A 13,694-nucleotide genomic window follows, 5' to 3' on the forward strand; every position below is an offset into this window, starting at 1 on the left:
AACCTCAGGCAGGCGGTGCCAATGGCGCGGTTACCGTTGAAGCTTTCGCAGTAGCCGTTTTCCCAGGGTGAACCCGGTTCGATATAAGCGGTCTTGGCACCAACCGCTGCGATCCAGTCCCGTACCTTCTGAGCGATAAATTCCGGGCCATTTTCGGATCTTATGTATTCTGGTGGGCCACGCAGGATGAACAGATCGGTCAACGCGTCCAGCACATCGGTTGAGTTAAGCTTGCGATCGACGCGGATCATCAGTGCCTCCCTAGTGTATTTGTCGATGATGTTCAGCGTCCGATAGACCCGGCCATCCGCCGTGCGATCCTGGACGAAGTCATAGGACCAAACGTGGTTCGGGCGCTCGGGTCGTAGACGCATGCAAGATCCGTCATTCAGCCAGAGCCGTCCCTTTTTCTTCTGTTTTTGAGGAACCTTTAGCCCTTCACGTCGCCATATCCGCTCCACGCGTTTGTGGTTCACATGCCAGCCCGCGTTGTTCAGCAGACCCGTCACCATGCGATATCCATAGCGGCCGTACTGGTCGGCCAACTCGATGATATCGTCGGTCAGCCGTTCTTCATCGGCTCGACCCTGCGGAGCCTTGCGCTGCGTGGACCGGTGCTGACCAAGTGTACGGCAGGCGCGGCGCTCGGATACGCCAAGTTCCTGCCGTACATGGTCGATGCATGTGCGGCGACGTGAAGGATGAGACCATTGTCCACCATTGGTCCGAGGACAATGGTCGAATGAAGTTTCCCTTTGCTGCCTCGGTCAGGATCAGCTTGTCCAGCGTGAGATCGGAGACCGCTCGCCGCAATCGCTGGTTCTCCTTCTCCAGCTCCTTCAGACGAGCGAGTTGAGGTCGCTGCATCCCACCATAGAGCTTCCGCCATCACTAGTACGTCTGCTGCGTCACGCCGATCTGGCGCACAGCCTCAGCTATCGTCGCGCCTTGTCCTTGCAGAACTTCAACCTGCCGAAGCTTCGATACAATCTCTTCGGGTTTATCTCGTTTTCCAGCCATCGCTGATCCTCCAATTGAGGGACAAATCTATCCCAGTTGGTCGACCACTTTCAGGGGGCTATTCCAGGTGGACCCGGTATTCCGTGCAAATCGATACCGCGAAGCTGGTTTCGGACACCGTCGCGGAGCTGGACGAGGCGACCATCAGTAAACCCCGTATCACGGTTTCCAAGGCCAACATTCGCGTCGATGAAGCCGAAGACTTCTTCGAACCAATCGTCTTGAGTGGCGCAAAGACCGCAGTAGACCTTGCTGGCCGTTATCCTCTCCCGAACTTGATAGAGGTGATGGAAAGCCTGATGGAGAATACTTCGCCTCCCATGCGTTTGTCGCGGCGCACCCTGCTAGAAGTGTTCCAGAAGACTACCAAGCGCGGCGAAGCCACCGAGAACCCACACGAATTTGCGGTCACCGCCGTCAATATCCTTAAAGCCAAACTTGCGGACCAAATGGTCAACGGGATCAAGTACGAGAAAGATGGCACTTGGTAAGAACAGACCCAGTTCGCTGAGGAAATTCAGACTTGGGAAGACTATCTCGTACCCAGCGACGAGATCGCAGGTGTGGGCGGAACGCATCTCTACGATGGAGTGAAATGGGACTCCCCAACCATCGAGAAACCGTTTGCCGAAAGCCTAGAGAAAATGGTGAACGTTAAACTCTACATCAAGCTGCCAGACTGGTTCACCATCGACACGCCTATTGGGCGCTACAATCCAGATTGGGCAATCGTCATGGATGATCCAGAGAACGATGAAGAACGGCTTTATTTGGTCCGAGAAACCAAAGGGTCAATCGACTTGAACGATCTGCGACCCGATGAGAAACGAAAGATAATCTGTGGCCGTAAGCATTTTGGTGACGCGCTTGGTGGGAACTACAAAGTCGTAACGCAAACCAGTCAACTGCCGGACGGTGGTGTGTAGAATGTCTAAGGAAGATATCGAACGGCTACCGATCAAGCAGAGCGTTTTAAAGAAGCTGTTTGCCTACAGCGGAAATCTCTGCGCAATGCCAGATTGTGACAACGCCTTGGTCACCAAAAAGGGTACGATGTTTGGCAAGATTGCACATATCCATGCGGCAAAGCTAGGGGGTGCCCGGTTCGACAAGACCATGACCGACGAAGACAGAAGAGATATTTTGAACCTGTTTATCGTCTGTGGAAATTGCCATGACGAGATCGATGACAAGGATAACGAAGCTGACTTCTTACCGGCGATGCTCAGAAAAATTAAGGCAGACCGCGAGGCAATTTTCCTCAAAGCAGAGGAAAAATTTGTTTCACGCTATTCGGATAGCACGAGGACAGTTGAGCCGAAGTTTCCTTCAAGTCTTCACGCGCTGGCCGATGCTTTCAAAGCTTCCGAGTTGGCTGACGCTGAGGAAGAAATTGCCGGTGTACGCGCCTTTATTGAGAAGCTTGTAGAAACGCCATTCCCGGAGCGCGACTTCGCTTTAAAACTCGCACAGAGAATGTACCGAAAGAATGTCGAGGAGCTGCCCGCCGAGGACGTAGTGTCAGCTTTCAACATGACACCGAACGAACTGAAGGAGGCCATGCGGGTCTTAGAGCACCACGGCCTTGCAGATATTGATGATAAATGGGGCGATGGTCGATATGTCGTAGAGTTTTGGCCTCGGGCCCCAGACGGGAACCCTTGGTTCGAATTAATTCAGTTCTGTGAGATAAAAGAGATCGACCCCAAAAAAACGATCAAAGACTTGGACTTTGGCATATACGACTGAGAACGGACCCTGCACTCTTGCTCACCAAGAAAAACCGCTTGTTTCCTTCGAAGCCACCTCCGCCGCGCGTGTGAAGGGCGCGAAGGCGGCTCCGGGGAAAACAAGCTCTCTTACAGGTATACCTATCTCTATCTATCTTAGGGGGCGGAACGGCAGCAGATGACCTACGAAGACGTCGAGCCATTGAGGGCAAGTTATCGGCCCGCGAAGATCAGGGTGCTTTTCGTCGGAGAAAGCGCGCCTGCCGGGGGCGCGTTCTTCTACAAGCAGACCGGTCAGGTTCACGGGCAGTTTCGCCAAGCCCTCGCGCCACACATCGGAGACAGCCCGTCTTTTGTCGATGCCTTCAAACAAGCAGGCTTCTATCTGGATGATCTGGTGCGGGAACCGGTGAATTGGCTTTCCCGGTCCGAGCGACAGGCGATCCATGCCACCAGCATTGCCCCACTGGCAAAGCGATTGAGGGACTACGACGCGCCGCTAGTTTTGGCCTTCATGAAAGGTATGGCGGCATCGGTCGATGCGGCGATTGCAGCGTCGGGAACAACCTCCACTTTGCACGTGGTCCCCTTTCCCCGGAACGGACGACAGGGTGAGTTTCAATTAAGCATGAAGTCGATCATGCCCGAACTGCTAGCCTAGGAAACATGGGTTAGGATTCGACCGAAAATGACCGCAGATTACCTACGCCGTGCTTCCTATGTGCTTCCTGCGCCACTGCGCAAAGCCGAACAAGATTTCTAAGCAATTGAAAATAATGGCGCACCCGAGAGGATTCGAACCTCTGGCCTCTGCCTTCGGAGGGCAGCGCTCTATCCAGCTGAGCTACGGGTGCCTGACGCCTCTATACGCAGAAGGCTTTGGGGGCGCAAATGCAAATCTTGCACTGCGCCCCGGTTTCTTGCGGCGGGTTTCCTAGGGCGACGATGCGTCAACGCATCGTCCGTTTCGGTTGACCGAAACGCGCCGCTTCAGCCTGCGGCTTTCAGTTCCAGACGGCGCTTGTGCAGCACCGGTTCGGTATAGCCAGACGGCTGCACGCGGCCTTCAAAGACCAGATCGCAGGCGGCTTTGAAGGCGATGGTCTCGAACCCCGGCGCCATCGGCTTGTAGGCTGGATCACCCGCGTTCTGGCTGTCCACGACAGCCGCCATGCGTTGTAGGATTTCCATCACATCGTCCTTTGACATCACGCCATGGTGCAGCCAATTGGCAATGTGCTGGGCGCTGATCCGGCAGGTGGCGCGGTCTTCCATAAGTCCCACGTTATTGATGTCCGGCACCTTTGAGCACCCCACACCTTGATCTACCCAGCGTACCACGTAGCCAAGGATGCCTTGGGCGTTGTTCTCGACCTCGCGGGTGATCTGCTCTTTCGACCATTTCTGGAACGCAGCCAACGGGATATCGAGGATCGTGTCCACATGCGCCCGGCGTCCACCCTTACGCAGCTTGGCCTGTACGGCGAACACATCGACTTTGTGATAGTGCAGCGCGTGCAGCGTCGCGGCTGTGGGCGACGGAACCCACGCACAATTGGCGCCCGATTTCGGGTGTTCGATCTTTTGTTCCAGCATCGCGGCCATCATGTCGGGCATGGCCCACATGCCTTTGCCGATCTGCGCCTTGCCGGACAGGCCGCACTCCAGACCGATATCCACATTGCGGTTCTCATACCCGCCGATCCAGGCCTTGCGCTTGATGAAATCCTTGCGGCTGAAGGGGCCCGCTTCCATTGAGGTGTGAATTTCGTCGCCGGTCCGGTCAAGGAAACCTGTGTTGATAAAGGCAACCCGGTGCTTAGCTGCGCGGATGCACTGCTTGAGGTTCACCGATGTGCGACGCTCTTCGTCCATGATGCCCAGCTTGACGGTGTTCTGCGGCAGGCCCAGCGCTTGTTCGACAAAAGTGAAGGTCTCGTCCGCAAAAGCCACCTCTTCGGGGCCGTGCATTTTGGGCTTCACCACGTAGACCGAGCCGTAATGGGAATTGCGCAAGCCTTCGGTCTTGCCCAAATCATGCTTGGCGATGAGCGCGGTGATCATTGCATCCATCAGACCCTCAAAGATCTCGGATCCGTCTTTGAGCAGGATCGCCGGGTTGGTCATCAGGTGGCCCACATTGCGCACCAGCATCAGCGCGCGACCCTTGATCGTCACCTCACTTTTTCCGTCCGGCGCGGAATAGACACGGTCCGCGTTCAGCGCCCGCGTGACGGTCTTGCCACCCTTCTCAAAACTGTCTTTCAGGTCGCCCTTCATCAGGCCAAGCCAGTTGGCGTAGGCGAGCGTCTTGTCCTCGGCATCGACACAGGCGACCGAGTCTTCGCAGTCCATGATCGCGCTGATGGCGCTTTCCAGACGGACATCCGCAAGGCCCGCCTGATCGCGGCTGCCAATGAAATGGGTCCGGTCGAAGACCAGTTCGACATGCAGCCCGTTGTTGCGCAGCAGAACCGCGTCAGGCGCTTTCGGATGGCCCGTGTAGCCGATGAACTTCTCAGGCTGCGCGAGCGGCATATCGTCGATCAACAGCGCGCCATTGTGAACATAGTAGCGGCGCACATCCGCATGGCTGCCACCGTCGATCGGAAAGGCCTCATCCAAGAACACGCGAGCACGTGCGACGACCCGGGCACCCCGACCCTTGTCATAGCCGCCCTTGGGCGCGGATGTGCCCATGGCGTCCGTGCCGTAGAACCCATCATACAGGCTGCCCCAGCGGGCGTTGGCTGCGTTCAGTGCGTAGCGTGCATTTGTGATCGGTACGACAAGCTGTGGACCGGGAACGCTGGCGATCTCTGGGTCGGTATTGGCGGTTTCGATCTCGAAATCATCACCTTCGTCAAGCAGGTAACCGATCTCGGTCAGGAAGGCCTTGTAGGCTTCGTGATCATGCGGCTGGTTGCGGTGGCGGATGTGCCATTCGTCGATCTGGGTCTGCAGATCTTCGCGTGTCTTGAGCAGCGCTGCGTTTTTCGGGCCGAACTCATGCGCCAGCGTCGACAGCGCAGTCCAAAACGCATCGGACTCGACACTGGTGCCAGGCAATGCCTGCCCTTCGATGAAGTTAAAAAGCGTCTGGTCGATCTGCAATCCGTGGCGGTCGATGCGCGTTCCCATGGCTGTTATCCCCTCGCTGTATACGGCGGTACTCAATTAGAAAGAAAGTTTCCGATCCGCAACTGGTTTGGTCAGGTTAACTGACCAAAAATAGTGCATTCGGGATTTCTTAAAAATCGGACAGACCTATTCGGGTTACCGTGAAACTCAAACCTTGCCCTTGGACCTCCGGCACCGATCCGAGCAGTATTTCACCTCGTCCCAGACCTTTTCCCACTTCTTGCGCCATGTGAACGGAAGGCCGCAGGTGGCGCACACCTTGGTCGGGAGGTCGGATTTTTTACGTTGCTTGGGCATCACAGGTCCAGCTTCAACTGCACGCTGTCGGCTTTGGCCCGGCGCGGTCGGCGCGGCGCGCGATCATTCACAAAATGCCCGGCGCTGTCCTTGCGGCTGGCATGTTTATGAACCACGCGCTGGGTCTCGGACCGATCGACACTGCGGCGCATCGCAAAGATGCGGTCGCGCGCGCTGCGGGCAGCGTCGGCCACCTTGATGATCGGCTCCGGATAGGTCTTTCCCAACACCTGTCCTGCCCCGTCCCAGGTCCACGGCATTTGCAGGTGTTGGTTCGGCACATCCGCCAGTTCCGGCAGCCAGCGGCGGGTGAACGCGCCGGTCGGATCCTGATCAGTGCCCTGTTTGATCGGATTGTAGATGCGGGGCGTGTTGATGCCCGTTGTGCCTGATTGCATCTGCATCTGGGACCAGTGAATGCCCGGTTCGTAATCGGTGAACATACGGGCGAGGTGTTGGCCCGTGCTGCGCCAATCAAGCCAAAGGTGATAGCTCGCCACACTGACCACCATCGCGCGCATCCGGAAATTGAGCCACCCCGTGGCGCGCAGCGACCGCATGCAGGCATCCAGGAACGGCAACCCGGTTTCGCCATTTTCCCATGCCTTCAGCCAGCTGCGATCCGGCTCCAACGGGCGCATCCCCTCATAAGCGCGGTGCAGGCAACGGTGTTCGAGCGCCGGTTCATCTTCCAGCTTCTGCATGAAATGATCACGCCATGCGAGGCGAGATTGAAACGATTTGAGGCTGCCTGCCCAGCCATCACGCGCACCACCTTTAACCTCGCGCTGGCGGGCAGCGGTGGCTTGAACCACCTCACGGACGGTGATCGTGCCCAGCGCCAGATGCGGGCTGAGACGGGAACAGGCAATGGCACCTTCCAGCGGAGAGGACATCGCTTTGCGATACGACTGACCCCGGTCGGCCAGGAACCCTCCCAGCAGGGACAGAGCGTGGTCTCGGCCCCCCGTTTGTCTGTCCAAACACGGATCGGATGCGCAAAGTGTCGGCACCGGGTCCGATGGCAGGTTGCAGGGCGGCAACACCTTTGGGGCCTCAACCTGACCGCGCGCAACAAATGCATTGCGCTGTCCACCCCAGCCATCGCGGCCGTGCAGGCGGCGGACAACGCCCGATTGCGGCAGTTCCGTCCAGCGGACGCCCTGCCCGCGCGCCCACGCGCCGACGCGTCTGTCGCGGGTGAAGGTCCAGGCGTTGCCGGTTTCTTCGTGGCTGACCATATGGTCGAATTTAATGGTTTGATACAATTCCTGAAATACTGCGACCGCGTCACCAGTTTGGATAACCAGATCGCTGCCCAAACCGCGCAGCGCGGTTTGCAAATCGGCAAGGCTTTCCTGCAAAAATGCGTACTGACGACCGGATGTGTCAGGCAATGTCCAGTAGTCCGGCTCAACGATGTAGAGCGGCACAACCTGTTCATCCCGCGCGGCCAGTGCCAATGCCGGGTGGTCATGAATTCGTAGATCGCGTTTAAACCACAGAATTGTCGTCATGCGATGCAAGTTAGGTGGGGGTGCGTGTTTGAACACCCCTGTCCGCGTAACCCGTTTCCCTTCTTTCAAAACGCGGCGTAGGTATTACCTCAACCCGCAATGACACAGTTCCGGAGCTTCCGATGAAAGACGCCGCACCCAAAACGATCTACCTCAAGGATTACACGCCATTCGGCTATGCGGTGGAGAGCGTATACCTGACCTTTCTATTAGCACCGACCTCAACGTGTGTGATCAGCCGGATCGCCTTTGCGCCAAATCCGGATGCAACGGACGATACGTTTTTTCTGCATGGCGAAGAGCTTTCCTTGATCTGGGCCAAGATCGACGGGAAAGACGTATCACCTGACGTGACCGACGACGGGCTGCGCTGCGCCGTGCCGGACACGCCGTTCATTTGGGAGGCGGAGGTCGAAATCAGCCCGCAAACCAATACCGCGCTGGAAGGGCTTTACATGTCGAACGGCATGTACTGCACCCAATGCGAGGCGGAAGGGTTCCGCAAGATCACCTACTATCCTGACCGCCCGGACGTGATGAGCACCTTCACTGTACGAATCGTGGGTGAAGAAAAGGTAAAGCTGTCCAATGGCAACCCGACGGGCAGTGGCGACGGCTGGGCGGAATGGCACGATCCGTGGCCCAAACCCGCTTATCTCTTTGCGCTGGTCGCCGGCGATTTGGTGAACCATCCCGACAGGTTCACGACCCTATCCGGCAAGGATGTGGAGTTGAACATCTGGGTCCGCCCCGGTGACGAAGACAAATGTGCATTTGGGATGGAAGCACTTAAGAAATCAATGACTTGGGACGAAGAGATCTACGGCCGCGAATACGATCTCGATATCTTCAACATCGTCGCGGTCGACGACTTCAACATGGGTGCGATGGAAAACAAGGGTTTGAACGTGTTCAATTCCTCCTGTGTTCTGGCGTCGCCCGAAACCTCGACCGATATGAATTTTGAGAGAATTGAAGCGATTATCGCGCATGAGTATTTCCACAATTGGACGGGCAACCGCATCACCTGCCGTGATTGGTTTCAGCTGTGTCTTAAAGAGGGTCTGACCGTCTTTCGCGACGCGCAATTTACAGCAGATATGCGGTCGGAGCCTGTGAAACGCATCAGCGATGTGATCGACCTGCGCGCGCGTCAATTCCCCGAAGATCAAGGCCCGCTAAGCCACCCTGTGCGGCCGGAGAGTTTTCAGGAAATTAACAATTTCTACACCGCCACGATCTATGAAAAGGGCGCCGAAGTGATCGGCATGCTCAAAACGCTGGTTGGTGATGATGCTTATTCACACGCTCTTGATCTCTATTTTGACCGCCATGATGGTCAGGCCTGCACAATCGAAGACTGGCTGCGTGTTTTCGAGGATGCCACGGGGCGCGACCTCGCGCAGTTCAAACTGTGGTACTCGCAATCCGGCACCCCGCGTGTGTCAGTGGCGGAGGATTGGAAGGACGGGGTCTATACCCTGACTTTCAAGCAGCACACACCGCCGACGCCCGGACAGGAAGTGAAAGACCCCAAGGTCATTCCGATTGCGGTGGGGCTTTTGAACCCGAATGGCGACGAAGTTGTGCCGACCTGCGTTTTGGAAATGACGCAAGCCAAGCAGAGCTTTTCCTTCGACGGTCTTGCCAGCAAACCAGTGCCGTCGATCCTGCGCTGGTTCTCAGCCCCGATTGTATTGGATCGGGAGGTGAGCCGCGAGGAGCGGGCATTCCTGCTGGCGCATGACACTGATGCCTTCAACCGCTGGGAGGCGAACCGCAACCTTGCCCGCGATTGTCTCGTTGCAATGATCCGCGACGGCGCAGGGCCGGATACCGCTTGGCTTGACGGATTGGAACGGGTGGTCCGGGACGACGCACTTGATCCTGCGTTCCGGGCGCTGATGTTGTCGCTGCCGGCGCACTCCGAGATGGCGCAGGTTTTGTTCGAGATGGGCACTGTGCCCGATCCCGACGCGATCTGGCAGGCGGCCGACGACCTGCGTGATCATATGGCGGAGGCGTGGAAAGACTTCCTGCCCGACTTGCGCGCCTCGGTTGCGGTTGACGCCCCCTACAAGCCGGATGCAGAGCAGACAGGCAAGCGGTCCTTGGGATCGGCCTTGCTGGCCTTGCAGACACGGCTCGATGGCGGGGCAGAAGCCCAGTCACAATACGACACGGCAGACAACATGACGCTGCAGCTTTCGGCGCTATCCCAGCTTATCTCGGCAGGTCAGGGCGATGCGGCGGTCAAAGCGTTCGAACAGCAATGGAAACAGGACCGACTGGTCATGGACAAGTGGTTCGGGCTTCAGGTTGGCATGGCAAAACCAGACGCTGCGGTGGATGTGGCCGAAGGACTGGTCGAACACCCGGCCTTTGACATGGGCAATCCAAACCGGTTCCGCGCGGTGATGGGCGGATTCGCCATGAACCATGCCGGGTTTCACCGAAAGGATGGTGCTGGCTATGCCTTTCTGGCCGATTGGCTGATCAAACTGGACGACAAAAACCCGCAAACCACAGCGCGCATGTGTTCGGTCTTCCAAACGTGGAAGCGCTATGATGCCGACCGGCAGGCGCTGATCCGTGCGCAATTGCAGCGGATCAAGGACAAACCCAAGCTGAGCCGCGACACCGACGAGATGGTCAGCCGAATTCTAGGCTGACCAAGCGTTCCGGCATGGCAAAGCTGCAGACCGCGCAGTCGTGGTCAACAAAAAATGTCACCCAGCGCGCGGAACCGGCAGCGCTTTGCCGACGTTTGCAAAGCAGTGGCATGACATCGCGCATTACACGATGCTCCGGAACAATGACTTGCCTCCCGGTGCCGAATGTCCTGCGCTTGTCATGCCATTGTCACGCTGCTCTGTCAGGAGGTGCCGCATGAAAGACCGCATCGACCCGTTGATCCAGGACCGCGCGCCTTGGTTGTTTCGCCCGACACTGGCAGCCTCACTGGCGCGGCCAGCTTTGCACCGGGTTTTGGGTTATGACCGAACGGTCTCATTGGGCGAAGCGGTCGAACATCTGAGTTCAAGCGACATCATGACAGTGATGGCCGATATGTTGGCCCGGGATGTGACGGTGTCCGGGTTGGGCCACCTGCCACGGCATGGGGCGGCGCTTGTCGTGGCGAACCATCCGACCGGGATTGCCGATGGCATCATCCTGCACTCGGCCCTTCGGCAGGTGCGCCAAGACGCATATTACTTTGCGAATCACGACATTCTGAAGGTGCTGCCGCAAATGGCCGACATGATTGCACCTGTTGAGTGGCGCAAGGAACGGCGCAGCCACGCCAAGACGCGGGGTACCATGGTTTTTACCCGCAAGGCGGTGACCGAAGGTCGGTTGGGCGTGACCTTCCCATCGGGGCGACTGGCAAAACGCCGCGGCGCACGTCTGCACGAGAGGCCGTGGATGGCCTCGGCGGCGATGCTGGCGCGCAAGTTTGATCTGCCGGTGATTCCGATTCACCTGCAGGCACGCAATTCTGCACTGTTCTATCTGTTTGACGCGATTCACCCGACGCTTCGCGACATCACCCTGTTCCATGAAACCCTGAACAAGGACCGCCAACCCTATGAAATCCGGGTCGGTGAGCCGATTTCGCCTAAAGCGCTGCCCGAGAACTCGGAAGATGGGATTGCGCTGCTCCGCCGTGCGACGCTGGCACTTGGCGAAGCAAGAAAACAAGGCGTGTCTTTGCTGGATGCAACGCGTTTTCCGGCACGTCGAGCTTAGTCTCCGCGGGTGGAGACAACGCCTTCCCACGGCGCGCGCACCGGGCGCGCGACCGGGCGCAGGGAGCGTGACAACCCGGCGCAATAGGGTTGCGAGCGGGTCCATTTCATCATGTCTGTGCGCTTGCTGCTGCTGTGAAACGGCCCCCAATCCGCGGCCACACCCCGCATGCCCCGCGACACGACCCCATCGCGCGGGACAGTGACAGCCATGATCCGCAGCGCGCATTGCAGATTGCCAGAAGCGCCCTTGAGCGCATCTCGCGAGGTGGCCTTGCAGCCATAGCCCCGCGCGGTGGCGGGCAGGATTTGTAGCAGACCGTACCATTTGCCGCCACCACCGACAGCGGTCGGGCGATAGGTGCTTTCGTGCTTGGCCAGCGTTGACAGCAGCCCGATCCAGAACGCCTCGCGGGCCGAAGTATCGTTGGTCACGTAGGCCGGGCACCAATCTGCGATATCTTTGGGAACGACACGCGGCAGGACGCTGGCATGGCTGCGCAACGCAGACAAAGCGGCGCGCGACCAGCGGTCGGCTTCGCTTCTGTGGCTCCAACGCATGTCGGGAAGAGGTGTATAATTCCGCGCAACGGGTCGTAGCGACACGGTCAGCGCGTTGGTTGACGCAATGTCAACAGATATGGCGGGATTGGCTTGTACTGCCCCGGCGAAACCAAGAACCAACACCGCCACGCGTATGATCCCCCAGCGTAGCATCACACTGCCTTTTCTTAATTCGCCCCAAAAATCAACCAAAACCGCCATCAGACGCCAAGACAGGCAAAGTTCTGCCAGCCGCAACACAAACCGGCGGTCTGTCGCAGATCATGTCGATGCGCCCCCGGAATTCCCCGTCGAATTCCCTTTGCCGCCTGATTTGCGACACGTTCTTGGGTGATCCTATCCTCAGATCGTCGCCTGTCCGGCCCCTGCCCGGCCCCAGAGAAAGCCTGACCGATGCCCGTTTTGCCCAACCTGACCAGCCTGATCCGCATCGCGCGTGGCGCGGCGTCGGACAGCGCGCCGCATCGCAGGACTGTCAACATAGATGCGCTTGGTGGGGCGCCGAAACGCGATCTCCCGGTGCGGTATTCCAGCCAGGAAGAAGACCATCACCACGCCCTGTTCGAAGCAGGGCTGTTTCTGGCTCGGCAAGATGCTTGGGCCACACTGGGCGAACGCATTCGCACTGCCGACAGCTCTCGCGCGTTGACGCCCGGCGGCGTTCCCGAAGCCGAAATTCTAGCCGAGGGCGCACGCGCCGATGCCGTGACCGCAGCCAGCCGAGCCGTCGGTCTGGGAGATGAACTTGCCGCAGCCTCGATCCTGAACGACATGCAGCTTGTGCTGGAAGAAACCGATCAGGACCACGGTGTCGCTTATGTCGTCGCGATGGCACATGTCGATATCGGCTGGGCGTGGCGCGGCGAAGGCTGGCGGCAGGATATTCCCGCCGCCCACCGTGCCGCATTCTTCCGCCATTTCCGGCGCGCCGCGACGCTGATCGACGACTATGATGCGTTTGAGCTGGATTCGCCCATGTTAGCCTCGGTCCGATGTGCGCTTCTTGCCGCCGAAACCCAGCCCCGCAGCCGTGCCAGCGATGATTACGAAGACCTGATCGACCTTGCCCCCGGTGTGGCGAAATACATGCGGGCGCTTGGCAATCATATGCTGCCACGCTGGTTTGGCAGCTATGAACGGCTTGATCACGAGGCCCGTCGCACGATGGAACGAACCGCCGATGTCTGGGGTGCAGGTGGTTACACTTGGACCTATTTCGATGCACTGACTGTGGATGGCGAAGCCTTTGCGTTGCTCGATGCCGACCTGTTTTGCCAAGGCATGCGAGACATCCTGATGCGGCGCAACGATCAGCACACGGTGAATAGCTTTGCTGCCTATACGGGCACAGCCCTGGACCCAAATGGTGTCAACCAAATCGCCCGGACCAAGATCGCCGATTGCTTTCACTGGATCGTGACCGAGCATCTGCGCGAAATCCACCCTCGGATCTGGTACGCGGCGAAAGCTGTGTGGGCCATGCGTTTGGAAGATCAGGACCGTCTTGCCAAGGGGCGACAACGCGCCATGGCCGCCCTTGATCGCCACGCGCGCGGGCTACCACCTGTGACGTCATCCCGGCATCCCGACGCCTGAAGACGGGAAACCCAGCACGGCCCCCTTGCCCCCTGCCCCCCTCTGGCGTATTCCACGCGGCGTTCACGCCAAGAGGATTT

General features: G+C 58.3%; 11 protein-coding genes, 1 tRNA gene and 1 pseudogene. 7 read left to right on the forward strand and 6 right to left on the reverse strand.

Translation table 11 applies throughout. The features are described 5' to 3' along the window. Positions 1–35 precede the first annotated feature (35 nt). Positions 36–1,020: pseudogene (locus tag ACK3EW_RS11310) on the reverse strand (IS3 family transposase); the annotation flags it as partial. An 83-nt stretch (positions 1,021–1,103) separates the two neighbouring features. On the opposite strand from ACK3EW_RS11310, the gene ACK3EW_RS11315 reads away from it, so the two are divergent. The 4 genes from ACK3EW_RS11315 to ACK3EW_RS11330 all read left to right on the forward strand — a co-directional run bounded on the left by ACK3EW_RS11315 (position 1,104) and on the right by ACK3EW_RS11330 (position 3,411). Continuing rightward, entirely contained in the window at positions 1,104–1,511 is a 408-nt protein-coding gene (locus ACK3EW_RS11315; protein ID WP_493809642.1) for a hypothetical protein, read from the forward strand. A gap of 72 nt (positions 1,512–1,583) precedes the next feature. Continuing rightward, positions 1,584–1,946: a restriction endonuclease gene (locus ACK3EW_RS11320; RefSeq protein WP_493809643.1), complete on the forward strand. Its 363-nt coding sequence runs from the start codon at positions 1,584–1,586 to the stop codon at positions 1,944–1,946. 1 nt (position 1,947) lies between these two features. After that, a complete protein-coding gene (locus ACK3EW_RS11325) occupies positions 1,948–2,769 on the forward strand; it encodes a hypothetical protein (protein ID WP_493809644.1) in 822 nt (273 codons plus the stop codon). A gap of 159 nt (positions 2,770–2,928) precedes the next feature. Next, entirely contained in the window at positions 2,929–3,411 is a 483-nt protein-coding gene (locus tag ACK3EW_RS11330; RefSeq protein ID WP_493809645.1) for a hypothetical protein, read from the forward strand. Positions 3,412–3,527: 116 nt separating this feature from the next. On the opposite strand, the gene ACK3EW_RS11335 is transcribed toward ACK3EW_RS11330, so the two are convergent. The 4 genes from ACK3EW_RS11335 to ACK3EW_RS11350 all read right to left on the reverse strand — a co-directional run bounded on the left by ACK3EW_RS11335 (position 3,528) and on the right by ACK3EW_RS11350 (position 7,705). Then, positions 3,528–3,604: transfer RNA gene (locus ACK3EW_RS11335), tRNA-Arg, on the reverse strand. Positions 3,605–3,740: 136 nt separating this feature from the next. Then, positions 3,741–5,891: a malate synthase G gene (locus ACK3EW_RS11340; protein ID WP_493809646.1), complete on the reverse strand. Its 2,151-nt coding sequence runs from the start codon at positions 5,889–5,891 to the stop codon at positions 3,741–3,743. A gap of 147 nt (positions 5,892–6,038) precedes the next feature. Next, on the reverse strand, positions 6,039–6,188 hold the full coding sequence (locus ACK3EW_RS11345) for a DUF2256 domain-containing protein (RefSeq protein WP_493809647.1): 150 nt from the start codon (positions 6,186–6,188) through the stop codon (positions 6,039–6,041). Next, entirely contained in the window at positions 6,188–7,705 is a 1,518-nt protein-coding gene (locus ACK3EW_RS11350; protein ID WP_493809648.1) for an FAD-binding domain-containing protein, read from the reverse strand. The genes ACK3EW_RS11345 and ACK3EW_RS11350 overlap by 1 nt, the downstream gene beginning before the upstream one ends. A 122-nt stretch (positions 7,706–7,827) precedes the next feature. On the opposite strand from ACK3EW_RS11350, the gene pepN reads away from it, so the two are divergent. Both pepN and ACK3EW_RS11360 read left to right on the forward strand, forming a co-directional pair. Further along, entirely contained in the window at positions 7,828–10,377 is a 2,550-nt protein-coding gene (gene pepN, locus ACK3EW_RS11355; RefSeq protein WP_493809649.1) for an aminopeptidase N, read from the forward strand. A gap of 217 nt (positions 10,378–10,594) precedes the next feature. After that, on the forward strand, positions 10,595–11,455 hold the full coding sequence (locus ACK3EW_RS11360; RefSeq protein ID WP_493809650.1) for a 1-acyl-sn-glycerol-3-phosphate acyltransferase: 861 nt from the start codon (positions 10,595–10,597) through the stop codon (positions 11,453–11,455). Here ACK3EW_RS11360 and ACK3EW_RS11365 read toward each other — a convergent pair. Then, positions 11,452–12,171: a transglycosylase SLT domain-containing protein gene (locus ACK3EW_RS11365; RefSeq protein ID WP_493809724.1), complete on the reverse strand. Its 720-nt coding sequence runs from the start codon at positions 12,169–12,171 to the stop codon at positions 11,452–11,454. The two genes, ACK3EW_RS11360 and ACK3EW_RS11365, sit on opposite strands and share 4 nt — an antisense overlap. A gap of 240 nt (positions 12,172–12,411) precedes the next feature. Here ACK3EW_RS11365 and ACK3EW_RS11370 point away from each other — a divergent pair, with 240 nt between their 5' ends. After that, positions 12,412–13,614 (forward strand): hypothetical protein, encoded by a 1,203-nt coding sequence (locus ACK3EW_RS11370; protein WP_493809651.1) that lies wholly within the window; start codon positions 12,412–12,414, stop codon positions 13,612–13,614. Positions 13,615–13,694 lie beyond the last annotated feature (80 nt).

The sequence above is a fragment of the Marivita sp. NO-S04 genome (genome assembly GCF_059070475.1).

Bases quoted from the DNA above. Each gene is read 5' to 3' on its own strand.
- ACK3EW_RS11365 (WP_493809724.1), bottom strand. From the start codon at position 12,171: ATGCTACGCTGGGGGATCATACGCGTGGCGGTGTTGGTTCTTGGTTTC.
- ACK3EW_RS11340 (WP_493809646.1), bottom strand. From the start codon at position 5,891: ATGGGAACGCGCATCGACCGCCACGGATTGCAGATCGACCAGACGCTT.
- ACK3EW_RS11325 (WP_493809644.1), top strand. From the start codon at position 1,948: ATGTCTAAGGAAGATATCGAACGGCTACCGATCAAGCAGAGCGTTTTA.
- ACK3EW_RS11345 (WP_493809647.1), bottom strand. From the start codon at position 6,188: ATGCCCAAGCAACGTAAAAAATCCGACCTCCCGACCAAGGTGTGCGCC.
- pepN (WP_493809649.1), top strand. From the start codon at position 7,828: ATGAAAGACGCCGCACCCAAAACGATCTACCTCAAGGATTACACGCCA.
- ACK3EW_RS11370 (WP_493809651.1), top strand. From the start codon at position 12,412: ATGCCCGTTTTGCCCAACCTGACCAGCCTGATCCGCATCGCGCGTGGC.
- ACK3EW_RS11330 (WP_493809645.1), top strand. From the start codon at position 2,929: ATGACCTACGAAGACGTCGAGCCATTGAGGGCAAGTTATCGGCCCGCG.
- ACK3EW_RS11360 (WP_493809650.1), top strand. From the start codon at position 10,595: ATGAAAGACCGCATCGACCCGTTGATCCAGGACCGCGCGCCTTGGTTG.
- ACK3EW_RS11350 (WP_493809648.1), bottom strand. From the start codon at position 7,705: ATGACGACAATTCTGTGGTTTAAACGCGATCTACGAATTCATGACCAC.